Raw genomic sequence first — 25,141 nt, 5'->3', positions numbered from 1 at the left:
CAGTTGTGTCGTTTCCTTTTGTATTTTGTTATTTTTTTCCGTCCACATAGTAAAGAAAAGCCAATATTTGCGCGACTGCAACATACAAATCCTTGGGAATTTCTTCATTGATCCGAACACTTGCTAACAGAGACGTGAGTTCCTCATTTTGTTCCAGAGGAATGCCATGCTTTTTGGCAGTAGCAATAATTTTTCGGGCTAAATAACCCTCTCCTCTGGCAATCACCCTGGGAGCAGACGTGCCATCATATTGTAATGCAACTGCCCTGGTTTTCTTTTTTTTCATACGCGTATGTCCAGTAGTCGTAAATTTGCCACGTCAATGTGATTCTCTTCCAATCCTGCTTGGACATTCCAGTTGCGAAGTTGTAGTCCTAATTTAGAAAGAACCTCTTGCATTTCCACCTGATATTCATCAATCGTCTTTATGGCTGAAGCATTTTGAGTATTGATTTTAATATCAATCTGTTTCGTATGAAGTGTCACTGTTGCTTGTAAGGCTCCCAAATGAGTCAGATTGAGGGCAAACGAAAGTGACCATCGAGATTGCTGCATGGGCCCAGCTTTATGCTGTTTGATCATCATAGGAATAACGTCAATGTTATGATCGGTTTTTACAGGCAGATCAAACATAATGAGGTATCCGTCTTGCTGATTCGTTGAAAGATGGTTGATCTGATGTGTTGTGATTCGGGCAATTACCTGACCGATCTGATCACGCAGAATATGCTGTAATGCTTCAAGTGATAAGTCCATGGTATTGAGTAACAGGTTTGGGGATAAAGGTTGAGGTATAGCCCCTGGCAGGGGCAAAGGATCCCTGGCTAATTGTTTTATTTCTGTATCTGGAACCCTGTAGGGATTGTCTCTTCTGTTCGCTGGTAGACTGTTTAATAATTTAATACATTGCCCTTTAAAATCTGAATTCAGTTTTTGTTGGGTAATCCCCTTTTGCCATTCAAGCAATATTGATTCTAAAAAAATACCACTATGATTAACAGCCTGCATGAATTGTTGAGGTAGTTGACCTAGACCGGTAATGCTGTTTAACAGGGCTTTAATCTGTTGACTGAGCGCATAAGGCAATTGGTCTGATTTCATCAATGCAGTGAGGGTATGGAGCATATTGGTTGGCGGGGCCTGTTTGGGCAGAGTCTGAAGCAGGGCATTTTGCAGTATCGATGACGAAGGATCCTTCTGTTGCACTTCGAGTACGGTCTCGTTCTGGTTTGCTGCAATTACTTTTACATCGAGCAGATCTCCCGGAGCAAAATAATGGGAACTTTTGGCATTGAGATTTTGACCGTTAATATTAATCAATACCTGATTATTGGTTAATGCGGTGACGACAACCGTTTTTAGGATTTGTCCTACATAAAGTTCGGTAGCCGGTTTTGCTAATTTTATCTCCTGGACAGGGGTTAACCTGATGCTTGAAGATTTATTCATTTCAACAGCCATAGGCATTCTTCCGGTTCAAATTGAATCAGTATATACTCAACTTCTTTGTTATCGGCAGAGTTGTGAATTGCTTTAAAATTCACCAGGAAGGGATACCAGGAATTGAACCGAGACAATCATTACTCTTAGATTAAGGGAATAGAGCCTTGAGTTCATCTGGTCATTACGCAATTTGAACAGGGTGTGGTGATGTTAGATAGAGCCAGTGTAGTTGATGAGCAGTTTATTAAGCGAGTAATGCAAGGAGATTTCCCGGAACCACAAAGTTCCATGAGTCCAGAAATGGCAGAGCTGGATAAAAAAACTGCCATAGAGCTTTTTGATTCGCAAATTAAATCCCGATTACTTGATTTAATTGCCAGGCAATTAAAAGAAAAAGGATTGTCGTTTTATACCATAGGCAGCAGTGGGCATGAGGGTAATGCCGTAATGGGGCAGGTGTTTAAGCACACTGATATGGCTTTTTTGCATTATCGAAGTGGCGCTTTCTATTTACAAAGGGCAAAGCAACTTCAGGGCACAGATGGTGTAAAAGACATTCTTCTGTCTTTGGTCGCTGCAGCATGTGATCCGATCTCTGGTGGTCGACACAAGGTATTTGGTAGCGTACCATTAAATATTCCTCCTCAAACATCCACTATAGCTTCTCATTTACCTAAAGCTTTAGGTGCGGCTTTATCCATAACCCGTGCAAAAGAGCTGGGCATAAAAGGAAACCTGAGTGCCGATTCAGTGATTGTTTGTTCCTTTGGTGATGCGTCGACCAATCATGCCTCTACTCAGACAACCTTGAATGCCTGTTCCTGGATTGCTCAACAAAATTATCCCTTGCCCATAGTCTTTATTTGCGAAGACAATGGCATTGGCATTTCGGTTCCCACTCCAGCCAACTGGATAGAGACTTCAATCAGCTCCAGACCCGGACTTCATTACATCAGTTGTGATGGTTTGAATATTGCCGATACCTATGCGAAAGCTCAGGAAGCAGAGTATTTGGCGCGAACAAGAAAACAACCGGTGTTTTTGCACATGCGTTGTGTTCGATTGTTGGGGCATGCCGGTTCTGATATTGAATCTCAATACGCCACTCAAAGCGAAATTGAACGCCGGGAGGCTAATGATCCTTTGCTGCATACTGCCGGTATTCTGTATCGAGAGGGCTGGATGACCCTTCAAGCGATGGTTGATCTGTATCAGGATAATAAAGACCTTATCGAAGCTAAAGCGGTAGAAGCAATCAGAGAGCCTCGAATGAACAGTGCTGAAGAAGTGATGGCTTCAATCATTCCCAAAGTAGAGCAACAGAAAGGTTATGATCTTCCGGACGAAGCCAAGCGCATCAAGGCATTCGCTGCGGCTTACAGTCAGTTGTCCTTAAAGCGCAACATGTGTCAACAGATTAACTTTGCGCTGACTGATTTGATGCTGCAATACCCGAACATGCTGATCTTTGGTGAAGATGTTGGGAAAAAAGGCGGAGTCTATCGAGTGACTGCAGATCTTCAGGCTCGTTTTGGCCAACGCAGAGTTTTTGATACGATTTTGGATGAAACAACTATTTTGGGAACCGCGATTGGCTTGGCCCATAATGGGTTCATCCCGGTACCTGAAATCCAGTTTTTAGCCTATTTACATAATGCCGAAGATCAATTACGGGGCGAAGCGTCTACCCTATCGTTTTTTTCCAGTGGCTTATATAAAAACCCCATGGTGTTGCGAATCGCTTCACTGGCCTATCAAAAAGGATTTGGAGGACATTTTCATAATGATAACTCCATTGCCGTATTGCGTGATTTACCCGGTGTTATTGTCGCCTGCCCATCAAATGGTCCAGATGCTGCGCGTATGTTACGAACCTGCATGCGTCTGGCGCATCAGGACGGACGCGTAGTCGTGTTTTTGGAGCCTATTGCCTTATACATGACTAAGGATTTACATAGCCCGGGGGATAATGGCTGGCTATTTGATTATCCTGCTCCGAATGAACTGATTCCTCAAGGCAGCGTGGGAGTTTACGGTGAAGGCGATACGGTGATTTTAACTTATGCAAATGGATATTATTTATCGCGCCAGGCAGAAAAAGTGTTGCGTGAGCATCACGGAATCAAGGTTAAAATTGTCGATTTGCGCTGGCTTAGCCCATTGCCCAAAGAAGCCATATTAAACGAAGTGGCTCATGCAAAACGTGTTTTAATTGTCGATGAAGGTAGACAAAGCGGATCAATTAGTGAAGGATTAGTGACATTATTAATGGAAGAGGCCCCATCAGGTTTGAAAATAAAACGTCTCACCGGTAAGGATTGTTTTATTCCATTAGGAACTGCCTGGCAGTATTTATTACCCAGTCAGGAAAGTATCGTAGAAGCGGTAATCGCATTACAGTCAGATAAAAGGGAGAAGGAAAGTGGACGACTTGTTATTTCTTGATGAACAATTGCATGATGATGAGCGCATGATACGTGATAGCGTTGCGCGTTTTGTCAGCAATGATGTAATTCCATTGATGGCTGAATCTTTTGAACATGCTCATTTTCCGCGTCAATTAATAAAACAATCCGCTGAGCTGGGTTTATTGGGTTTAACTTTACCCACGCAATACGGTGGATCAGAAGCATCTTATGTAGCGTATGGATTGGTATGCCAGGAGTTAGAGCGGGGCGATAGTGGCTTGCGCAGTTTCGTTTCCGTACAAAGCTCTTTATGCATGTACCCTATTTTCAAATTTGGGAATGAAGAACAAAAAATGCGCTATTTGCCGGCAATGGCAGCTGGAGAAGTGATTGGCTGTTTTGGTTTGACAGAACCTGATTCCGGCTCCGATCCTGCAAGCATGCGTACCCATGCTAAAAAAGTAGATGGCGGCTGGATATTAAATGGAGCAAAAATGTGGATTACCAATGCTCCCATAGCCGATATTGCAATAGTCTGGGCCAAAACTGAGTCAGGGATCAGAGGATTTATTGTTGATACGCGATCCAAAGGAATGAGTTGTCCAGAAATTAAATTGAAAATGTCATTACGTGCTTCCATAACTGGTGAGCTGGTTTTTGATCAAGTTTTTGTTCCTGATGAAAATCTTCTTCCTGGAACGGAGAAGGGTTTAGGCGCTGCTTTGAGCTGTTTGAGTCAGGCGCGTTATGGTATTGCCTGGGGTGCGATGGGGGCTGCTATGGCGTGTTTTGATCTGGTGCGTGATTACGTGCTGGAACGTAAACAATTTGATAAACCCCTGGGTTCCTTTCAATTAATTCAGAAAGATTTGGCAGAAATGTACACCGAGATTATCAAAGCACAATGCCTTAATTTACAGATTGGCCGCTTAAAGGATCAGCATCGGGAAACACCGACGATGATTTCATTGGCTAAAGGGAATGCTTGTCGTGAGGCATTGAAAATTTCACGAAAATGTAGGAATCTAATGGGCGGAAATGGAATTAGTCTTGAGTATCATGTCATTAGACATATGCTTAATTTGGAATCGGTCTTTACTTATGAGGGTACTGATAATGTTCATACCCTGGTCATGGGAAGACACATAACAGGAATTAACGCTTTTGGTTAACAAGGTTCAGCTTTTTGCGGAGCAGTTCTGATTGCCATGAGTTAATTACTTTACAAGTAATTGTTCGATTCACGTTCTTCTGTCTCTGGCCGGAAGAACGTTCAGAGTTTTTTATACACAAGCTCTGCTATTAAGTACTCGATTTCTGAGATTTGAGACAGGATTGTCTTCTGGATTTACCATTAGTTGTTTAGGGAAATGCAATGTTCGCAAAGGTTTTATTCAGAAAATTACAGGAGTTTATATGATTAATCGATTAAAAGGAGTTTTAATTTTAAGCCTGTCTGTTTTGGCTTTAAATGCACATTCGAGTAATAGCTTGGATAGTAAAGAGGTTTTAGCTCAAAAGTGTCGTGACCTGGCGCAGTCTGTTGCTTCTTTAGTTTCAAGCCAGGAAAAAAGAGCATGCGAAGAAAAACTTGCGATGGCATCCATATACATTGAAAATGCTGGAGACTGGATAGTAGAGAATGCCTATTCAGCTGCGAAAAAAGAACTCGATAATGCAGTCTTTAATTTACAGTATGCTGAGTTGAATAATTGCAACAGATACATTCAAATATCACATTCCAAATTTGAAGCGCAAAGAATAAAAAATTCCCTATAAAAAGATTCATTTTTTTTATTCATGCTAACGCCTCTTTAACTGATGTTAGAGAGGCTTTTGTGTTTTAGTTGTTTATGCTGTATTTGACCTGCACTATATTATTTCCAAAAGTCTTCGTTTCAAGCAATTGCAAGTGAATGTCTTCTTTAAGTGCGCCAAATAAAGGGCGTCCAGAACCGATTAGTACCGGAATGTAGGTAATGGTTAATTCATCAATCAGGTTTTGAGCTAAAAAGCCCTGTATGGTAACCCCTCCATCAATGTAGACATGTTTGACTCCCTGTGTACGAAGTTGCTCGATTAATGCTTCGGGTTGTTCGGAGGTTACAGAGACATGAGAGTGTAAGGATTCAGGAATTTGAATATTCTGACTGCTCATTACAATCACGGGTAATGTCCCATAGGGCCATTCTTCAAAAGTCCTGATTTTTTCATAAGATGCCCGTCCCATAATCAGCGTATCTACAGTGGCAATAAACTGTTTGTAGCCACAATCCTCGCCCTGAGGCACCAGTTCATGGGATTTCATTAACCAATCAATAGAACCATCATCTCTGGCAATATAGCCATCAAGACTTGTGGCAATAAAAACAGAACATTTGGGTAGTCGCATTAGAGGCTCCTGCAAAGTTCATTAGTTTAATCCAGTGCAGCATCGAATAGTACCTATTTTTCTACAACCAATAATCCTGCAGTTCTATGGCCTGAAGAGTTCCGAGCACGTCATCCCGAATGTAATGCATTAGTGTCCGGGGTAAATAAGCTTCTTTCGATCAAATCCCCTCTCCACCGCGCGTAGCGTGGGGGAGAGGGTGACGGTTTATAAGGATATATTCTGAGAGTGAATGAAACCGGAGTAAATAATACCGTCTACCGCTATCTCTTTAACTGATTTGAACCTAGAATCATAACATTTCATAACAGTTTATTTTAAAAATGTATATTGAATCCAGCCAGCTTATCTTTTCTCCTTCAGATTTAACTCAATTCATGGAAAGTCCCTTTTCTTCGTGGATGGAGCATTTGGCCTTGACTAATCCCGAATTACTTCCTGCTCCAGATGAAGCTGATGCTCTTGGCGCGGTGTTACAAGATTTGGGAAATCAACATGAATTGGAGGTGTTGGCAGAATTTCAGAGGCAGGGATTAACCATTGCGAATCTACATCAAAGCGAAGATCCGTTTAACGCAACACGTGAGGCAATGGTAAAGGGATTTGATGTGATATATCAGCCACGGTTGGAATTGCTTCCTTTTAAAGGTTATGCTGATTTTCTTATCAAAACAGAAGGGGCGAGCCGGTTTGGTGATTATCATTATGAATTGTACGATAGCAAATTGTCGCAATCAGCTAAACCTTCTTTTTTGATTCAACTCTGTTGCTATGCTGAAATGCTGGAAGTCCTTCAAGATAGAAAACCCGAGTACATTACGGTTATTTTAGGCTCTAAGGAATTCAAACGGTTCAGGATGGCAGATTATTATTATTTTTATCAACAACTAAAAGATCAATTTCTAATCGCTCACCAGCAATTTACTACGAGTAATTGCCCAGATCCTGCTGCATCTAAAAGTTGGGGGCGATGGGGTACTCATGCTGAGCACTTGTTAAAAAAGGCAGATCACCTGATTCAAGTGGCGACCATTACTTCCGGGCAAATCAAGAATTTGACCAAGGTAGGAATAACCAGCATGACTGCTTTAGCCAATACTCAATTGGATAGAGTTAAAGGCATCAAGCCCGATATTTTAGAGCGGTTGAAACTACAAGCCAGAATTCAAAAACAAAGTGAGGGTAAATCCGTACCTGAATTTCATTTGATCCAACTGGAGGGAGGGAAAAAACAAGGATTGGCTTTATTGCCTCCAGCCTCACGAAGCGATATTTTTTTTGATTTGGAAGGGTTCCCTTTGGAAGAAGGCGGTCTGGAATATTTATGGGGAGTGGTTTGGTTTGATGAGCAGGGTAATCGGCAATATACCGACTTTTGGGCACACCATCACGAACAGGAAAAAGAGAGTTTTCAAGCTTTTATTCAATGGGCCTATCAACGTTGGCTCGATGATCCCGCCATGCATATTTATCATTATGCTCCTTACGAAGTATCCGCTTGTCGGAAATTAATGGGTAAATACGGTGTGTGCGAGTTTGAAGTAGATCAACTTTTACGCAATGAGGTTTTTGTTGATTTGTATAAAGTAGTAAAAGGCTCATTAATTATTGGCGAGCCACGCTATTCCATTAAAAATGTGGAGCATTTATATCGAGGTAAACGGGATACCGAAGTAGGTTCTGGCGGTGACTCGGTTGTCGTTTATGAGCGTTGGCGGGAACACCCGGATGGGGACACGTGGCAAACCTCAAAAATACTCAATGACATTCGCGAATACAATATTGATGACTGCAATTCAACACATGAACTGGCGGTTTGGCTCCGAACCCAACAAACCCATTTGGGAATTAATTATCTGGGTAAAACTGAACTTATCGAAAATGAACTTACAGAAGAAATTTCCGAAACGATAAAATTACGCGATGCTTTGCTGAGTCAGGCGGAACAATTAGCTCATGAAGGCAAGAATGACCAGGCAAGGATTCATACCGTTCTCGCCTGGTCGTTAGAGTTTCATCGACGCGAAAACAAGCCAGTTTTTTGGCGTATGTTTGATAGGCAGGGATTGAGTGAGGAAGAACTTCTTCATGATATTGATTGCCTGGCCTGTTGTCAGCGCACCGAAAAACCGGGATATAAACCCAAACCTTCTATGCGTAATCTGGTTTATGAATATTCATTTGATCCGGATCAGGAATTTAAAGGCAGTGCGAATCAATACTACGTGTTGGGAAAGGAATATGAAGACGGAAAATCTGTAAAAGCCTCTCACTATGCAACTGATAGTGATTTGGAACACGGTTTAATTGCGCTGCAACTCCGATCCGAGATAAAGGAATCGATCACCTTAATTCCCGATGAATACGTAAATCCAGCCCCCATACCGGCAGCAATTGCCAAGCAGGCTCAGGATTTTTTAAAGGGAACTCTGTCGCAGTCAGCCTTGATTGATTTTCTTGCCAGAACAACGCCCCGAATTCAATACCACACCTCAGGTCAACCCATAGCGCCAAGCCATAACCCGCAGGAGCGTATGCAACAAATGATAAAGGCGGTTACTCATCTGGACAACAGCTATCTTACCATTCAGGGACCGCCTGGTGCGGGTAAAACCTATACGGGAAAACATTTGATTGCCGAGTTGATTCAGAAAGGGAAAAAAATTGCCATTTCATCGAACAGTCACAAAGCGATTAATAATTTATTGATCAGTGCAGCCGCCTACTGTCAGAAGGAAGGGATCAAGGGGCATTTCGCGTGTACACGTAATACAGATGGCGCCATTGACGCACTCAATATCGATGTCTTGGAAACTAAAAACATCATTGATTTTATCAGGCCAGGTTGTGTTGTCGGGTCTACTGCATGGGGTTTGTCCCGAAACGAACTGGAGGGAGCCTTCGATTATCTTTTTATTGATGAAGCAGGTCAGGTTAGTGTCGCTAATTTAATTGCCATGAGCCGATCAACAAGCAACATTATTTTAATGGGCGACCAAATGCAACTGGGGCAACCCTCTCAGGGAAGCCATCCTGAAGACAGCGGCTTATCCATTTTGGATTATTTATTACATAATACCCCTACAATTGCTGATAGCATGGGGGTATTTCTTGGTACTACTTATCGCATGCATCCCGCTGTGAATCACTTTATCAGTGAAGCCATTTATGAAGGCAAACTTGAAACAGCACCAGAAAATGACAAACAGCGAATCCGGATACCGAATAACTATCAAGGCCCTTTGAATAAAGAAGCCGGCATCGTCACCATTCCAGTGTTTCATGAAGGGAATACTCAGGCCAGTGATGAAGAAGTGGAACAAATAGTACTTTTAACCAGGGATTTACTGGGACGAACGTTTTACACCCATGACGGACAAGAAAGGATACTCGGCTGGGACAATATTCTTTATGTGAGCCCATATAATCATCAGGTGAATAAACTGAAAACGGCTTTGGGCGAACAGGCAAAAGTGGGTAGTGTTGATAAATTTCAGGGACAGGAAGCACCTGTAGTATTTTTAAGTATGTGTGCCAGTAGCGCAAACGAATCACCACGCGGCTTAAATTTTCTATTCGATAAACACCGCTTGAATGTAGCAATATCAAGAGCGCAATGCCTGGTTGTGGTTGTGTATTCACCCGCCTTACTGGAAACAGTGCCCAATAGCATTGACCAAATCGCTATGATGAACCTGTTTTGCAGGTTAACAGGTGATCCTAACGAAATTCATTAGGAGAAAAGGGGAACAATTTATTCTCAATGTTCAGTAACTTGTTCCTCAATCAACACAATCCAGTCCAAAACCCTTGTTATTTGAACCCAACTTAGATATCATTCCCTACCAATCGGGGCGTAGCGCAGCCTGGTAGCGTACTAGCATGGGGTGCTAGTGGTCGAAGGTTCAAATCCTTCCGTCCCGACCAATAGAATCAATAAGTTACAGTATGCCCCAGTCAATCACTATACTAAGTCGATCCAAATAACGATCCAAAATTCCTTTTCTACCTCTCAAACTAAGCCTTTATTTTTAACTATACTATATCAATTACCATTTAATGTTGGTCGGTAAATTCAATGGAGTGTTATGATGAAAAATGAAGGAGCTTCTTATCAATCTAATGATTTATTTACTACTCTAGTTCTAGTGCTCTTTCCGTTGTATTTTTTAATTAAAATTGTTTTTGTATTATCTTATACATATTCAGTTTATTTATTAAACAATTTCATTAGCAATCCTTCAGAGCTCGTACGAACAGAGTTTATTAGTTCATTAAATTTTAGTGATAGTTTGGCAAGATACAATATCATTCTATTCATTTTATGTGCAGTTTCTTTTTCTTTATGGATATATAGAGCCAATAAAAATTTATCTTTTTTAGGTATGAATGGGCTAGAGTTTTCTCCGGCTTTATCTGTTTGGAGTTTTTATATTCCCTTCCTTTGTCTTTACTGGCCATTCAAGGCCGTGGCTGAAATATGGAAAGCAAGCCAACCAGATGGTGCGAATACTGGTGAGAATTGGAAAAGACTTTCCACGCCTTTAATTATTCCAATATGGTGGATTTTATTTATCGGCGCTGGAATTTTAAGCCGCATAATAAACAGTTACTCTGTTCCTCATTCATTGCCAGAAATTAAGATGTATTTATTGGAGTTGATCGTAATCGAGCTACTTCATTCAATCGCTACTATTTTAATAATCTATATTGTTTATAAAATAAATGAAAATCAGAATAATAAATTGATGATGCCTAAATTGGCCGCTCAGAATAATTAAGCTGCTTGTAATTAATATAAATGGGTTTTTCTTATGCTGATTTACCTCGATACAAATCATTGGGCTAATTTACTTGATAAAACTAATAAAGATTATGAGAGGCTTTCAGAAATAGCTTTGTCCTCAGAGGAGTACGTATTTCTTTTTTCAGAACTAAATTTTTTAGAATTGACTCAGCATAATGACACTCAAAAAGTAATAAACCGAGGCTTAGAAATTCAAAAGTATAATTTACAGTATTTATGTAATACACGCAGATTGCTAACAATAGAAGCATTAAACTATATGTTTAATTTTAGACTCATTCCATATACAAAGTATTTTACTGAATTAGCTAATAATTTAGATTCAAGGTTTAATAAATTCTCAATTAGAGAACTCTTTTATATTACCGCAAATGATACCTATAAAAATTTACTAAAAAGGAGTAATCAAGACGCTATGTTTGATAGTGTAAAGTCTTTCATAAAGAATCAAACAATGCAGATGGCAGAAAGATATGATCTATTTGAACAAAAGTTAATAGCAGAAAAATTAAAAGAAGCATTAATAAAAATTGGAATCCCTTATAAATTTCTTTTAGAAAAAAACTTACCATTTAGTTCATTTCCATCTTTTTCAATTCCTTTTTTTTCTCAGCATGCAAACCAAAGAGATACTTCTTTTAATTTAAATTGGAATAGTGCTGTTGATTATAGCCATGGGAGTTATGTTCCATATAGTGATCTGTTTATAACTGACAAAAATAATGCACATGTTATAAAAATTAGTTTAAAAAAATTAAATGATTTAAATGATTTAAATGATGTGAATTTTATAACTACTAAAATTGGAAAGAATATCGACATTTTATTAAATAATTAATTTTATGATTTTCTTTAGATTCTGAGAGATGCTTTAGGTGATTGTTTAAAAATTGTAAACCCCCCATATTTAGTGGCATCCTAAATTAGAGTTCATTGGCTGATTTTTTGCCAGATATTCCCATGGCGTTAAATCATTTAGTGAATCATGGGGTCTTTCGTCGTTGTACTCCTTTATCCAGTTTTCTGTTAACTCTCTTACTTCGTGTAAATTTTTGAACGCATACATATCCAGTATTTCTGTGCGATAAGTTCTATTGAATCGCTCAATAAATGAATTTTGTGTTGGCTTGCCTGGCTTGATAAATTCCAACTGCACCTTATTTTTTTCTGCCCAATCAGCTAGGGCACTGGAAATAAATTCAGGACCATTATCCATGCGTAGTTTGGCAGGGATACCACGCCAGGCAACAACACGCTCTAATACGCGAATTACTCGCTGTGCGGGCAGGCTCAAATCTATCTCGATCGCTAACACTTCACGATTGAAATCATCCACTATGTTAAATGTTCGGAAGCGTCGACCACACATCAATGCATCGCACATAAAGTCCATTGACCAACACTGGTTAATGGACGCTGGCACACTCAGAGGTTCAGGTGAGCGATTAGGTAACCGCTTTTTTCCCTTGCGACGCATATTGAGCTTAAGCTCACAATACACACGGTAAACCCGTTTATGATTCCATTTGTGCCCCTGACGCCGTAAGACCTTAAGCAATTTACTGAAGCCATACGCTGGGTAACGTTCAGATGATTCTTGCAATGCCACAATAACACTTTCATCAGACCGACTATCCCGCTTATAGCGATAAACCGAGTCGCTGATACCCACAACCTTGCAAGCGCGGCGTAAACTCACAGCATGAGCATTGACTGTATAATCAACCAACTCCCGACGCACAGTTGGCTTCACAGCTTTTTTTCAACAATATCCTTCAGGATTTTGTGATCAAGACTCAGCTCAGCGTACATCTGCTTTAAACGACGGTTTTCTTCTTCAAGGTCTTTCAGACGCTTTATGTCTGATGACTCCATGCCTCCGTATTTTGCTTTCCAGTTGTAATATGTTGCATCAGATATACCATATTCACGACAAACTTCTTTAACCAGTCGGCCTGCTTCAACCTCTTTTAGAATTTTGACAATCTGAGCCTCTGTATAACGCGATTTTTTCATCTTCGTTCTCCTTAGTAGTAGTTTAACTTGGAGAACTCTAATCAGGAATACAACTATTTTAGGGGAGGGTTACAGGAGGCTATTATCTCTCAAAAAAATATTTTTGTCTGGTCTAAATTTCGGGGGTCATTATACCATTTGATTTTAAAACGTCATGCTTATGGATTTAGAAATTTTGAAATTATAGGTTAATTAAGGCAAGATCACTTTTCCTCTAATTTTATCTTATGATCAAATAGGACTGAACTAGCATCATAACCTTCATTTCTGAGAAGATGTGCTGCATATTCACTTCTATTGCCGCGAGAACAAAATAGTATCAGTTTTACTTTAGGTAGTTGGTTAGGATTTTTAATAAATTCAGAAAATGGTAAATGTTGATAATTTAGAGCAGTTCTTTGGGAGCGATCTTCAGATGCCTCTCTGAGATCAATCAAAAGACAATTATTGATATCAACATCCTCCAACTCTATGTTACAGCTAATTGCTGGCCAGGATAGAGTTTTTTTTGTGCATGCACAACAATTAGGCTCTTTTACAAATTTCAATTTATTAATAGAGTATTTATCACAATTGATTTTCATAATTATATTATTAAACTCAGATGTTTTATGTGCAATCATTTGTATAGCCATAGATGCGGTCATGCTACCAGCAATTCCAGCATTTGCACCAATAACTCCTGAAATTGAACAATTTTGTACTAGATTGGGAGGTGGGGGGGCTGGAAAGAGGCATCTATAACAACCTTGACTTGGATTGATAACTACAATTTGTATTTGAGATTGGTATATGCTTGCACTAATGAGAGGTAAATCTAGTTGACAACAAATATCATTAGCCAAGTATTTAGTTTGGAAGTTGTCTGATCCATCTATAATTAAACTATATTTTTTAAAAATATCTTTAGCATTATCAATAGATAGTTTTTCCGTATAAGTATTAATTTTAATTTCAGAATTAAATTGTTGTAGCCTTTTTTTGCCTTGATTGGCCTTGTTGACGCCAAGATCATTCTCAGAAAATAAAATCTGTCTATGCAAGTTAGATAGGTCAACAGTATCAAAATCAATTATTCCTAACTTGCCAATACCTGCACCCGCTAGATACATAAGAAGGGGAGAGCCCACTCCTCCTGCTCCAATAACTAATACTGAGGCATTTTCGAGTTTGTTTTGACCTTCTGGCTCAATAATGGGGATTTGTCTTGAGTATCTGATATTCATATTTATGAGGCGCAGTGTAATTTAATTGTGCGAAAATAAATACAAATATGATAAACTACTTTTAGAGAAAAATCAGGGAATGAAACGATATTTTGAAGAATTCAATGAATAATATTACCAGAGGAATATTTTCTAGTATTGGTTTAATTTATATTTTTATTTTACCAGTTTATATTCCAATACGCGCTTTAGGAATTGAGCTACATTCATATGAAAAAGTTCTAATAAGCTCATTGGATTTAATTTTATATTTTACCCAGATTACTATGCTATTGGCTTGTAATAGCATTCTGTTATCAATGATCTTTGAGTTTCTTAATAAAAAGTTATTTGATAATGAATTTTTAATATTATCATGGTATAGAGTTATTGCTGTTGTCTATGCATGTATTTTTATCGCGACAAGTTATTTTGTATTAAGTCCTCAAAGCATATGTCAGCTTTACGGGTGGAGTGGGGCACATTATTTCATTATCAGTTTTTTTCAATTATTGATAAGATCCGAAATCAATCATAGTAAAAGCAATAACCTACCTGTTGTACAAGCAAATAATTATTTTGGATTAGTATTAAATATATCAGGTGTAATATCACTTGCGATATTTAGTTGGATTTATTCAAGTGGCTATGCAGAATATTACAGCACATATTGTATTTGTTTAGAGCTTTTTTTCTTTATTTATCTATTGGTTATCCGCAAATATTATGTATCTTTTGGGTATATAGTGCACGAATATCCAAATAAAAATATTATAACTTATTTATCCATGTCTGTTGTTGCATTAATTCTAGCATCAGGACTTTCGATCTTATTTATGCTTTCTGGTTGTATAGGTGCAATATTAATTTTGGCATTTATTGGATATTTATTTAGTAGGCTAAGCAACGACGTAGATAGGGGCGATCTACATTTAATAGTAAATGTAGGGCTAGGATATGGATTGCTTTTGGCTGCACTTACCGCTTCTGTCCTCGCTTATTTTGTGAAAAGTTATTCTAATAATATGGATCTCTTTAATTACGCCTATTCTTCAGAGCCATTTTTTTCGATAATTATTGGTTTTGTTTTTACCTGGTTTCTGTTGAAAAAAAATATAGAATTTTCGACAAATGGACTTTCAAATTCGATTTTTCTCTTAAATTGCTCAGTGCCGGCAATATTAGGAGTTTTTTGGTTTGCTTATGTAATGAACACATACTTATTACAAATGTTATTTCTTGTCTTCGGTGCATATGCATATCTAGAGTATCTGAGCCTTTTTTATGTGCGTCAAATTGCTCAAAGAGATGGATACAAAGAGTTTCATGGGGCGAAATTGACTAATTTTAACGCCATTGTTTTGAACGGATTAAGTCCTGCTTTATTATATTTACTTATTTATACTCTTTCTAAATTAACTGAGTTAGAAATAAATCAACTATTGATTACAGCAATAACAACCTTGACTTTGTTATCAATCACGCTTAATTTTGGGCAAAAATACTTGATGAAATATGAAAACAAATAACGTATTACTTATCGGTCCACCATTTTTATATGATCTTGTAGACAATGAGATATTAGAAGAAAATGGAATTCTTCCAATTTACTCATATAAAAATGGTAATACTGCATCTGCCTCAACTAAAGGAAAAGTGGTATTTTACGAAGAGCTCTGTATAGAAGACGTTGGAGCTATTATTGAACAAACGAAACCCGATGCTATTGTTTGCTTCAACGATAATTTTTTGATTCAGGCAGCTCATTTAAGAGAGAATTTCGGCATACCTGGAATAAGTAGCTCTGAGATTAAAAAATTTAAAATTAAATCACAGATGTATAAGACATTAGAGAGGGTTTTGCCTATACCTAAGAGCATGACAATTGATGATTCGACTACTGTAGAATCGATAAAAGCGATACTAGGGGAAGGAGCGTACTTTATCAAACCGGATAATTTAGCTGGTGCCGAAGGAACAGTTCATATTGATTCGTTAGAAAAACTCAGTAGTTGGCTCAAAAATGCAGACAGACAATCATGTCAGTATTTAATCCAAAAATACTACAATTTACCTTTAGTTCACTGTGAATTATACATTCAGAATGGCGAGGTTAAATACATTCAAGCAAGACGATATTCGTATCCAAACCATTTATTTTTAGAAGGTAAGATAATTTCTAGTTTTCCAATTGAGGATTGTGAGTTGCGAGAACATATAGAGCTCACTGCCAAAAAGGTAGCAAAAGCTTTAAATTATCATAATGGCGTGATGCATACAGAATTTTTTCTAGATCATGATGAAACCCTCATCTTTTTAGAGACAAATATTCGACAGGCAGGAGGTGCAATAAATTTAATTCACAAAAAACGCTCTGGCATTAGTATGGAAACCTCTATGATTCTTTTAGAATTAGATAAGCCTTTACCGTTAAAAGAAAATTTTTCAGAATATGAAATCTGTGGTTATATTCCAATGCAAGAGGGTAGAGTGATTGGAATAGAAATACCTAAATTAAAAGGGCATTATCAATTTTATCTGAGAGTAAAATTGGGAGAGATTTGCAGGGCTCCCAGCTCTGCTAGCAATACTGCTGCTGCATTTTTAGGTGAAAGTAAATGTCTGGCTGATCTATTAAATGATTTTGTTCTCTTAGAAAATAATGGTATTATTAGTTATCAAAATGTAAGGTAGATAGTTTATGGAAGCTGAATATATTAATGACAGAGACCTAGAATTTCTTGAATTATTTGATTTTGATGAAAACATGGATGAGCCCATATCTCTTAATGCTATAGATCTGATGTAATATGTTTATTCATATTTGTTTGCCTGGGAATCTAGATAAATATGATGGTCAATATGAAGTTGATTCCAATCAACTTTGGAACAGCTTCTTAAAAGCAGTGATTAAAGGCGATTATCATTTTCTTTTTGATATTAATGAACAACCAAAGCCATATATTGCCATCTACCTTAATAAACAAAAATTATTAACCTTGAATGACTTAAAGTGTGTGGATAATGATACGTTGATGATTATCTCTGCAACTTCAGGTGGATAAAGTTAATTTATGTTACGGACTATACCGGCATCAGAGACCCTTGGTAACTTATTAAGCCAATTAAATAAATATGGTATTACTCGTATAGCAGATCTGACGTATTTAAATAACTCCACAAGTATTTATGTTTATTCTGCGATGAGACCCTCTGCAAAATCGCTTACTACTAGTATGGGGAAAGGTCTTACGATTGAAGATGCAAAATGTTCTGCTTTGATGGAATCAATTGAGACTTTCTATGCGGAGGAAGTGATTCCAGATATTATAAATGCATCATTCAAGCAACTTGCGACAAGCAATTATAGGGTCTTAAAGGCTAATCAGTTAACAGGAGCTGCATCAATATCAGAAGATTTTCCAATAGATTGGTGCTTTGGAAATCTCCTTAATTCAAAAAAGAAGATTTTAATACCTCATTGTCTTTTAAGTCTTGATAGTAATCGCGTAGTGAATAAACTTGTTGGTCAAAACTCTAATGGATTAGCGTCTGGTAATTCATTTGAAGAGTCTCTTATATGTAGTTTTTGGGAGCTAAATGAAAGGCAATCAATAAATAATGATAAAAGTTTTTTGAAGGTAGATAGTGAATATGTATTACCTTATGTCGGTAACGAGGTATCTACTAATTTTTTTCTGTATAAAAGTGCTTTTGATATACCCGTGATAGGTTGTTACATAAAAAATATCAATCCATTGGACAATAATAAGATATTTGCTGGATATGGAAGTCATCGGAATATGGCTTATGCAATGCAGAGGGCATTGTTTGAAGCGATACAATCAAAGATCGGGATAATTTCTGGGGTACGTGATGATATTAATGATGATTGTTATTTGTTTACCAGTAAACATGAAGTAATAGAAAGTTATCACTTAAATAAAATGATTCCTTTGGATCCAATATTTACAGCACTCTCCGTTTTAGAAGAATATGACAACATACGAAATATACTAAGTCACTTTAAAAAAGATTTGGCTTATTATTGTTATGTACAAGATAAAATTACGGTTTTAAAGTCTTTTTTGGTGGACTTATGTTAGTTGATAGAGCTATTTTTCTAGAGTCAACATTGAGTCAAGAAGAAATAAATCCTTATTTGAAAAAATCTGATTTGTTATTGCCAAGTATTACTAGAGGTCAGCTAGTAAAATTATATACAAGACATCCGGAAGTAAAAGAGGTTGTTATTGTAGATGGTGTATTTGAACAATCTCCAAGTATCACCCATAAAGAAATATTATGGCTATTGTCTAAAGGTGTTAAAATCGTAGGTATGGGTTCGATGGGGGCATTGCGAGCCTATGAGTTACGAAATAATGGAATGCAAGGATATGGTTGGGTTTATGACCAATTTTTGAATCAATGTGTCGAAGGAGATGATGAGGTTGCTGTGGCATATGATCCCTTAAATCCTGCTAAATCAAAAACACTAGCATTGATAAACTTTAGAAAAGTAATTGAAAAACATGGAGAGTTTGCTAATTACTTAACAATAATTAGGCGCATACACTATCGAGAGAGAACTTGGAGCGCATTGTCTTTGCATTTGCCTAGTAAAATTATTGAGAGCTTATATGATAAATATATAGATATCAAAAAAGAGGATGTTTTAAATTTTATTAAAGGCCCCGTACAGATAAGCTCTCAATCTCAAGTAAAATTTATTCCAAATGTCTATTTTAATTCATTGTACTTTTCTAATCGAAATGTGTCGGTTATACAATTTATACGGATAGGTTTACAAAAAATTCACTATAAGGAATTCATAGACAATACTGTTTACCAGGAAGAATGTAGCTATATTTGTAGATTTTTAGGGCTCTCACTTGATTACATTAACCAAGCAGCGTATGTATTAAACCTGTTCTCAGGAATAAGACTGAGTAAAAGTAAAATAAAGGCATTCACAGTAATAATCCGGTCCGAACTAAGTCTTCACACCCCTCAGTCTGTACAAGATCTATTTACTAAAATCGAAATTCCCTTAGAAAAAATTAATAGTTTATTGGAAAATTTAACCAAGCTGTTCGATTATTTTTTATGCACCTCATATTGATTAATGTATTTTAAAGAAAAACATCCCGTTAGAAATTGAGCATTTACAGGAAGTCCTAATCCCACGGTGTTTTGTAATTCGATATTGGGATCTTTGAAGAACGATAAGGTGTCTGAGATAGTATCGTCACCATTAACATTCCATCGGTGGTTTATATCTAGTTCGATATTCGAGGTGCATTTATAGAATATGGTATTGCTAGCAATATTAGATAATTCGATTTCTTTACAAATATTTATAAAGGCAGCTTTTATTTCTTGAGATAATTTATTCAAGTTATTGAATTGATTGGGCTTGAAGAGAAATGCATCTTTATTCAAAGAATAATATACAGTTTCTTGAGACTCAAAGGGGGTCAGTTTATGGGGTATCATAAAAATTGGAGTCGACTCAGAGCGATAATTATTTATATATATGTTTCTTAAGAAAGAGATTGGTGCATTTTTTTCACATAATGAAGGAGCATATGCCGATTGATCTCCGCAAGCCACAGCGAAAAGGTTTTTAATTACTTCTTTTATAAAGCCATTAGTTATTATCCGATGTTTTAAGATAATAGTGTTTAAAAGATAGTCATAAAATAAAGAGTTTCTTTTAAAAAGATGCTCCATATATGCAATACTATTAAGATAACTCACAAAGTCAGCCGATTTGTATGCTTTCTCTTCCCATGATTTAGGAAATGCTAAAAGGCATGCTGACCAGTCAGGTTTTGCATAATCACAAATTCCCTTAAAGATAGTGAATTGTTCTTCATAAGATTTAGGCGGCTCACAGGTGAGCTTAAAATATTTCTTTAATATGGCATGATTTTTTTTATCACTAAATTTATTTAATAAAACAAAAGAATTTCTAACCCCTGCGGTCATTTTCAACATGTCTGAGGGCTCATAAAGGAAGTTAGCTCTTAAGAATTTTGTGTATGGGAATACTTGACCCGGTTTATAGATATGCCATGGGGAAAGGCTTGTGTTAAGTTCCATATACATTTCAAAGTGATTCTCAAGCACCATGCAGAATGGCATTCTTTTAGATTTTTGATTATCTGGGTAGTAAAAAAAAGATTCGTCGCCGACTTGTTGGCCGAAACTATATTTTAGAATCGTCAGCTCATTTGGAATTAAACGCTTATCATTCTCGATGATACTATAAAATATAGGATTATTTTGTAATACCTTGTCTTTTATCTCATGCCATGAACATTTAATTTGGGCAAAATCAGTCATTTCTCTTCACCGAATTTGTTTTTAAACAATATTACTTTTTTGTCGAAAAAAAATCGAGTAAAAAGTTGAAATTAAAAATCAGTCAGGTTAGTATGATTAAGAAAAAAAACACCAAGAGAACGGTCGCCAAACAGTCACTCTTGGTGTAGCAGACATTAACTTGAAATGTCATAGCTTAATCATAACATAGGATTATGAGCTATTTCATTCATTTAAAAAGGAAATTAAGGATGATGGCTCGAAGCATATCTCATTATTTTATCAATTTAATTCAGTTCACTATCTCAATACGAAACGGTAATCCCACCATTTTTAATTGATATCAAAAGTATAAGATTAAGCAGCTACTACATATGGCTGATTATTAAGGAAAGGCTTACCAGCTTTTAAAGATGGAGTAATTATGGACATTGTTTGGCCTAATAAAGAAATACTACTAGAGGCAGCTAATAAGTTTCGAACGCCATTCTATTTTTATAATGCAGAAATTGTACAGAGTACTTTTCAACTGCTAAATAGTGCTTTACCAAAAAATGTCGATATTTTTTACTCAATGAAGGCTAATCCAAATATAGCAATTTGCCAGGAACTTTGTAATTTAGGCGCCTGTGCTGAATTATGTTCTCTACATGAAATTAATGCAGCAATATATGCTGGGTTTGAGCCAAGAAATATTATTTTTGTAGGGCCTGCCAAATTAAATCAGGAAATAGAAAAATGCATAGAATTAGGCGTTTATGCGATTATATGCGAATCACTGACAGAGTATCATCGTATATCTGATATAGCTAAGCAATACAATAAAACCGCACGAGTAGCTTTAAGAATAAACCCTTCACATATTTCAAAAACGGCATTACTAAAGATGGGTGGAAAACCCTCTCAATTTGGTATGGATGAAGAAATTATCTTTGAAAATAGGAATTATTTTTTAAGGATGCCTAATATAGATCTTGTTGGCATTCATATTTATAACGGAACCCGAATTTTAAATGCCGAAACCATTATTGAAAACACAAACTACATATTGAATTTAGCGCGGAAAATTCAAACCGAATGGCAAATGCAATTTGAAATGGTTGATATTGGCGGTGGTCTAGGGGTGCCTTATCACGAGAACGAGCAGGAATTAAACCTAAATGTTTTAAGCTATGGGCTCCAACCTTTAGTGGATGAATATCGAAAAGAATTTCCCAATGCCCGTATTATTCTTGAAAGTGGTCGATTTTTAATCGCGAAAGCAGGGGTTTTTGTAAGTCAAGTCGTTGATATTAAAACATCAAAAAATGAGAACTTTATTGTTACCGATGGTGGTAGCAATTGCCATATGGCAGCTTCGGGTATGGGATCTTTAATTAGAAATAATTTTCCTATAGAAGTTCTTAGTCAAAATGAAGATATAAGCCATTCATCATTGTCCGTTGAAAAATACAATATCACCGGGCCGTTATGTACTCCAGGCGATTTAATAGGCAAACAGGTTTCATTGCCAAAATTATCTATCGGCGATTTTGTGGTTGTAAAAAATTCGGGGGCTTATGGACCTACGGCCTCACCAGTTATGTTTTTAAGTCACGGGTTTCCAGCAGAAGTTTTATTAAAAAATAGCAGGCTCTACTTAATTAGGGAAAGGTTTATGGAGTCTGATTTTATGGATAAGCAATATCTAATCAATAAGGAGAAAGGGAATGAAACAAAACATATGTCAACTTGTAAAAAATGCTCTAATTGAGGTGCTTAACCTCGATAAAGATACCCCAATTTTAGGTAAAACCAAGTTAAAGGATCATTTGGGTTTGGATTCAATGTCATCACTAACTTTTCTAGTCACATTAGAAGAGAATATAGATGGATTTGTTGTTGATCCAGATAGCTTACAAATGTCAGATCTGGAAACATTAGACTCCATTTCACAGTATGTATTAAAAGAAATTAGCAACGCGTCGCCTATTTCTCTTTATCAAGATAATGACTTAGTAAAGGTTGCTTATGCGTAAGCTAAACTTGAATGCTCATTATCATATTGAATTGCCTTTCAAAGTGATAAAGCAACCAAGAGAACGTTTTGTTCGATATTACAATGATCTTTTCGCCTTGGAAGGTATTCAACAACCTGAATTAAATAGCTATATACAAACAACGCAATATAGCTATTCTGAGCTTGGTGATGCCTTGTTTGCCGCATGCCCATTTGAACAGATTATTGCTGAGGTCGATTTGGTTGTGATTGCATATTGGAGTCATGAATTTGACCCTGATGGTTCCTTCGGTGCTTATTTTGCTAACAAATATGGAATTACAATTCGCCTTTTTGATATTTGCGATCAAGGCATATTATCCCCTATCAGCGCAATAAAAATAATTCAAGCGTTTATTGCCTCAGGTAAAGCTAATAAGGCGGCTTTAATATGCTTTGACCAAATGGCAATACCTGTAGAAAAAGGGTTTATAGGGGCTTTTCCTAGTAAAAATAGTGCGCATCTACTTATTTTTGAAGCACTGCACAGGCCTGACACTATTTATCAGGTTGTTGACGCAAAATTATTAAGATCAAGTAACGTTAACAAAACAAGTTCCGCGGTAATAATCAGTCCCCAAACCCCTTATTACAGTTGTTCTGAATTGTTTATGCCAATATTACATCCAAATTGTAAAAGCAATTTAGCAGCGAATATTGATTTAATGGTTATTGATTCTGAAAGTGATCAAGTGGGTATTTTGTCGCTTACAGCAGCAAATGATAAAAGGAGTTAAGATGTACTCAGTAGATATTTTTGATGTTAATTTTTACCGTGCTTTTAGTTTTGAAAAAAGTTTAAGAAAAATCTACCAAAATAGCGGTTGTGAAAAAAAAATTATTCATAGCAAAGAAGGCTATTTTGCAATACCGATGGTTATTGTTTCGGAAAGCAGCGATATCGATAACCATATGCGATTTAATCAAAATTTCTTTAATAGACAGAAAATTATAGTTGGAAAATTTGATGTTTGTAGTTCTTCTGGAAGTATTCCCTCATGGTTTATATATGAGCTGATCAGCGAGGAAGGGATATGGATAAGGCATTTTCTTGATGTGATTGTGAAGCACTTGACTGAGCGTGTGGCAGAGGGGACAAAAATAATAAGTCATAATAATGTCCGCATTTTGATTGGAAAAACCGTTCAAGCACTTGAGGAGCTTGGATGTTTAATTAATTGCACCTCTGATGAACTGGCACAACAGTTCAGCTATGTTAAAGAAGTTATAAATATTGCTTGTAATTATCTGGCAAAACTTGCTGGTGGCCGTGCATTTTTCTCCAATAGCATCGTTGAGATGCTATGTACATTTGAAGTTTTGAACAATATTTATTTAATAAATGGGAAATAATTATGGAAACCAGAATTAATGATGATCTCGCGATTAAACACTATCCAGAAAGTTTACTTGGTACAATGCATTATTTTCGTAATATTGCTTTAGAAATTGATAGTCAACCTGAAAATATTCTCCAGCATCTACATTGCCCTGGAATAAATAATTTATGTTTTGATAGAGACAGTGATTGTCTTTCTAGAACGAAATTATTGGAGGCATTATCTTATGGTGACGCAGGGGTTTTGTTGGCCTGCCCGGGGCCTTCCTTATCAGGGCTAATGGTAAGAGAGTTAGGTAATCATGAACAAAAAGAGTATTTTTTTAATTTAGTTGAAAAAAATAAAGCAACTACATTCTTAGCTGTTACCGAGCCAGGTAAAGGATCTGATGCGGGACAAATGCGGACAGTTCTCAAAAAAGCTGATGATAATCATTATGAAATTCATGGTGAAAAATGGCTGGTTGGGCATGGTGCTGATGCAGAAATTGGTACCTTAGTCGCGCGGACATCCTTTGGGCCGCTTGGAATTACTGCAGTTTTATTAACTCCAGAACTTCTTCATAACGTTGGCAACGTTTTATATAAAGAGCATTTGGATCTGATTGGCTTACGCGGTGCTCGCTTATCACGTCTTGTTTTTAAAGGTTTAAAAATTCATCGTTCACATATCTTAGGCCACCATCTAAGCCCTATTAAACGGGGGATGATGGCAGTAATGAAAACCTTTAATCGTATGCGTCCTGGGGTCGCTGCATTCGCGTTAGGACAAGCCCAAGCAACATTAGATTATGTAAAAGTAAATCTCATTCTGACACAACAGCAAATGATGCAAATGCAATTATTAGATGCTGAGGTTATGGCTACTCGCCTCATGGTTTATCAAGCGGCAGTTCGTGTTAATCAAAATTCTGAAGAAAGTGCATATGCTTCTGTTGCTAAAGCCAAAGCGACTGAGGTCGCTGAAAAAGTAATCAAATTTTCAATTCAACTATTTGGAGCAAGCTATTTGGAGCATCCTTTATTAGTGAAATGGCAACGAGATGCTTATGGTTATGAATATATGGAAGGTACAACTGACATTCAGTTTAAACATGTATGTCAGGGTTATATGAATCAAAAATTTGATTCGTATTTCTTACATAACACGGATCAATGGAATTAAA

The 25,141-nt window shown here is 37.0% G+C and carries 22 protein-coding genes and 1 tRNA gene; 17 read left to right on the top strand and 6 right to left on the bottom strand.

Annotation, left to right across the window (positions count from 1 at the left end; all coding sequences use genetic code 11):
* Positions 1 to 28: 28 nt before the first annotated feature.
* A complete protein-coding gene (locus ELY21_RS02425) occupies positions 29 to 286 on the bottom strand; it encodes an EscU/YscU/HrcU family type III secretion system export apparatus switch protein (protein ID WP_028383203.1) in 258 nt (85 codons plus the stop codon).
* Positions 283 to 1,449 carry a flagellar hook-length control protein FliK gene (locus ELY21_RS02420; protein ID WP_233588641.1) on the bottom strand — a complete coding sequence of 389 codons (1,167 nt, stop codon included), beginning with the start codon at positions 1,447 to 1,449 and terminating at the stop codon, positions 283 to 285. Before ELY21_RS02420 ends, ELY21_RS02425 begins: the two co-directional genes overlap by 4 nt.
* A gap of 201 nt (positions 1,450 to 1,650) precedes the next feature.
* Here ELY21_RS02420 and ELY21_RS02415 point away from each other — a divergent pair, with 201 nt between their 5' ends.
* The 3 genes from ELY21_RS02415 (at position 1,651) to ELY21_RS02405 (ending at position 5,630) form a co-directional block, all read left to right on the top strand.
* Positions 1,651 to 3,888 (top strand): alpha-ketoacid dehydrogenase subunit alpha/beta, encoded by a 2,238-nt coding sequence (locus ELY21_RS02415; protein WP_127106563.1) that lies wholly within the window; start codon positions 1,651 to 1,653, stop codon positions 3,886 to 3,888.
* A complete protein-coding gene (locus ELY21_RS02410; RefSeq protein WP_127106561.1) occupies positions 3,866 to 5,023 on the top strand; it encodes an acyl-CoA dehydrogenase family protein in 1,158 nt (385 codons plus the stop codon). Before ELY21_RS02415 ends, ELY21_RS02410 begins: the two co-directional genes overlap by 23 nt.
* A gap of 244 nt (positions 5,024 to 5,267) precedes the next feature.
* Positions 5,268 to 5,630 carry a hypothetical protein gene (locus ELY21_RS02405; RefSeq protein ID WP_127106559.1) on the top strand — a complete coding sequence of 121 codons (363 nt, stop codon included), beginning with the start codon at positions 5,268 to 5,270 and terminating at the stop codon, positions 5,628 to 5,630.
* 64 nt (positions 5,631 to 5,694) lie between these two features.
* Here the strand turns inward: ELY21_RS02405 and ELY21_RS02400 are convergent, their stop codons facing one another.
* Positions 5,695 to 6,243 carry a dihydrofolate reductase family protein gene (locus ELY21_RS02400; RefSeq protein ID WP_028383208.1) on the bottom strand — a complete coding sequence of 183 codons (549 nt, stop codon included), beginning with the start codon at positions 6,241 to 6,243 and terminating at the stop codon, positions 5,695 to 5,697.
* A 323-nt stretch (positions 6,244 to 6,566) separates the two neighbouring features.
* Here ELY21_RS02400 and ELY21_RS02395 point away from each other — a divergent pair, with 323 nt between their 5' ends.
* The 4 genes from ELY21_RS02395 to ELY21_RS02380 all read left to right on the top strand — a co-directional run bounded on the left by ELY21_RS02395 (position 6,567) and on the right by ELY21_RS02380 (position 11,888).
* Entirely contained in the window at positions 6,567 to 9,980 is a 3,414-nt protein-coding gene (locus ELY21_RS02395; protein ID WP_127106557.1) for a TM0106 family RecB-like putative nuclease, read from the top strand.
* Positions 9,981 to 10,093: 113 nt separating this feature from the next.
* Positions 10,094 to 10,170 (top strand) — tRNA-Pro (locus tag ELY21_RS02390).
* Positions 10,171 to 10,331: 161 nt separating this feature from the next.
* The gene (locus ELY21_RS02385; protein WP_127106555.1) at positions 10,332 to 11,024 is read left to right on the top strand and encodes a DUF4328 domain-containing protein; all 693 of its coding nucleotides are present in this window, start codon (positions 10,332 to 10,334) and stop codon (positions 11,022 to 11,024) included.
* Positions 11,025 to 11,057: 33 nt separating this feature from the next.
* Positions 11,058 to 11,888, top strand: coding sequence for a hypothetical protein (locus ELY21_RS02380; RefSeq protein ID WP_127106553.1), 831 nt, complete (start codon positions 11,058 to 11,060; stop codon positions 11,886 to 11,888).
* Between the two features lie 69 nt (positions 11,889 to 11,957).
* Here the strand turns inward: ELY21_RS02380 and ELY21_RS02375 are convergent.
* A protein-coding gene (locus tag ELY21_RS02375) for an IS3 family transposase (RefSeq protein WP_233588640.1) occupies positions 11,958 to 13,066 on the bottom strand; the annotation gives its coding sequence in 2 pieces (ribosomal slippage) (positions 11,958 to 12,814 and positions 12,814 to 13,066; 1,110 coding nt in all).
* 203 nt (positions 13,067 to 13,269) lie between these two features.
* Complete coding sequence (locus tag ELY21_RS02370; RefSeq protein WP_127106551.1) at positions 13,270 to 14,292, bottom strand: HesA/MoeB/ThiF family protein; 1,023 nt, start codon at positions 14,290 to 14,292, stop codon at positions 13,270 to 13,272.
* 104 nt (positions 14,293 to 14,396) lie between these two features.
* Between ELY21_RS02370 and ELY21_RS02365 the strand changes: the two genes are divergently transcribed.
* The 5 genes from ELY21_RS02365 to ELY21_RS02345 all read left to right on the top strand — a co-directional run bounded on the left by ELY21_RS02365 (position 14,397) and on the right by ELY21_RS02345 (position 19,393).
* Positions 14,397 to 15,800, top strand: coding sequence for a hypothetical protein (locus tag ELY21_RS02365; protein WP_127106548.1), 1,404 nt, complete (start codon positions 14,397 to 14,399; stop codon positions 15,798 to 15,800).
* Positions 15,787 to 16,965 carry an acetyl-CoA carboxylase biotin carboxylase subunit family protein gene (locus ELY21_RS02360; RefSeq protein WP_127106546.1) on the top strand — a complete coding sequence of 393 codons (1,179 nt, stop codon included), beginning with the start codon at positions 15,787 to 15,789 and terminating at the stop codon, positions 16,963 to 16,965. The genes ELY21_RS02365 and ELY21_RS02360 overlap by 14 nt, the downstream gene beginning before the upstream one ends.
* A 116-nt stretch (positions 16,966 to 17,081) precedes the next feature.
* Positions 17,082 to 17,336 (top strand): MoaD/ThiS family protein, encoded by a 255-nt coding sequence (locus ELY21_RS02355; RefSeq protein WP_127106544.1) that lies wholly within the window; start codon positions 17,082 to 17,084, stop codon positions 17,334 to 17,336.
* A 9-nt stretch (positions 17,337 to 17,345) separates the two neighbouring features.
* Entirely contained in the window at positions 17,346 to 18,377 is a 1,032-nt protein-coding gene (locus tag ELY21_RS02350) for a YcaO-like family protein (protein WP_127106541.1), read from the top strand.
* Positions 18,371 to 19,393, top strand: a complete 1,023-nt coding sequence (locus ELY21_RS02345) for a TfuA-like protein (protein ID WP_127106539.1) — start codon at positions 18,371 to 18,373, stop codon at positions 19,391 to 19,393. The genes ELY21_RS02350 and ELY21_RS02345 overlap by 7 nt, the downstream gene beginning before the upstream one ends.
* On the opposite strand, the gene ELY21_RS02340 is transcribed toward ELY21_RS02345, so the two are convergent.
* Positions 19,369 to 20,619 (bottom strand): hypothetical protein, encoded by a 1,251-nt coding sequence (locus ELY21_RS02340; protein WP_127106537.1) that lies wholly within the window; start codon positions 20,617 to 20,619, stop codon positions 19,369 to 19,371. The two genes, ELY21_RS02345 and ELY21_RS02340, sit on opposite strands and share 25 nt — an antisense overlap.
* Positions 20,620 to 21,022: 403 nt before the next feature.
* On the opposite strand from ELY21_RS02340, the gene ELY21_RS02335 reads away from it, so the two are divergent.
* Genes ELY21_RS02335 through ELY21_RS02315 form a run of 5 tightly spaced genes read left to right on the top strand, consistent with a single transcriptional unit; the run spans position 21,023 to position 25,140 of the window.
* Positions 21,023 to 22,351, top strand: coding sequence for a type III PLP-dependent enzyme (locus tag ELY21_RS02335; protein ID WP_127106535.1), 1,329 nt, complete (start codon positions 21,023 to 21,025; stop codon positions 22,349 to 22,351).
* Positions 22,308 to 22,616, top strand: a complete 309-nt coding sequence (locus ELY21_RS02330; protein WP_127106533.1) for an acyl carrier protein — start codon at positions 22,308 to 22,310, stop codon at positions 22,614 to 22,616. Before ELY21_RS02335 ends, ELY21_RS02330 begins: the two co-directional genes overlap by 44 nt.
* Before the next feature lie 7 nt (positions 22,617 to 22,623).
* Entirely contained in the window at positions 22,624 to 23,373 is a 750-nt protein-coding gene (locus ELY21_RS02325) for a hypothetical protein (protein WP_158618500.1), read from the top strand.
* Between the two features lies 1 nt (position 23,374).
* Positions 23,375 to 23,989 carry a hypothetical protein gene (locus ELY21_RS02320; protein WP_127106529.1) on the top strand — a complete coding sequence of 205 codons (615 nt, stop codon included), beginning with the start codon at positions 23,375 to 23,377 and terminating at the stop codon, positions 23,987 to 23,989.
* A 2-nt stretch (positions 23,990 to 23,991) separates the two neighbouring features.
* Complete coding sequence (locus tag ELY21_RS02315) at positions 23,992 to 25,140, top strand: acyl-CoA dehydrogenase family protein (RefSeq protein WP_127106527.1); 1,149 nt, start codon at positions 23,992 to 23,994, stop codon at positions 25,138 to 25,140.
* Position 25,141 lies beyond the last annotated feature (1 nt).

The sequence above is a fragment of the Legionella sp. km535 genome (assembly GCF_003990085.1).
GTDB lineage: Bacteria > Pseudomonadota > Gammaproteobacteria > Legionellales > Legionellaceae > Legionella > Legionella moravica.
The sequence above is the reverse complement of the archived record's forward strand: the minus strand, read 5'-3'. Positions and strand labels throughout refer to the sequence as shown.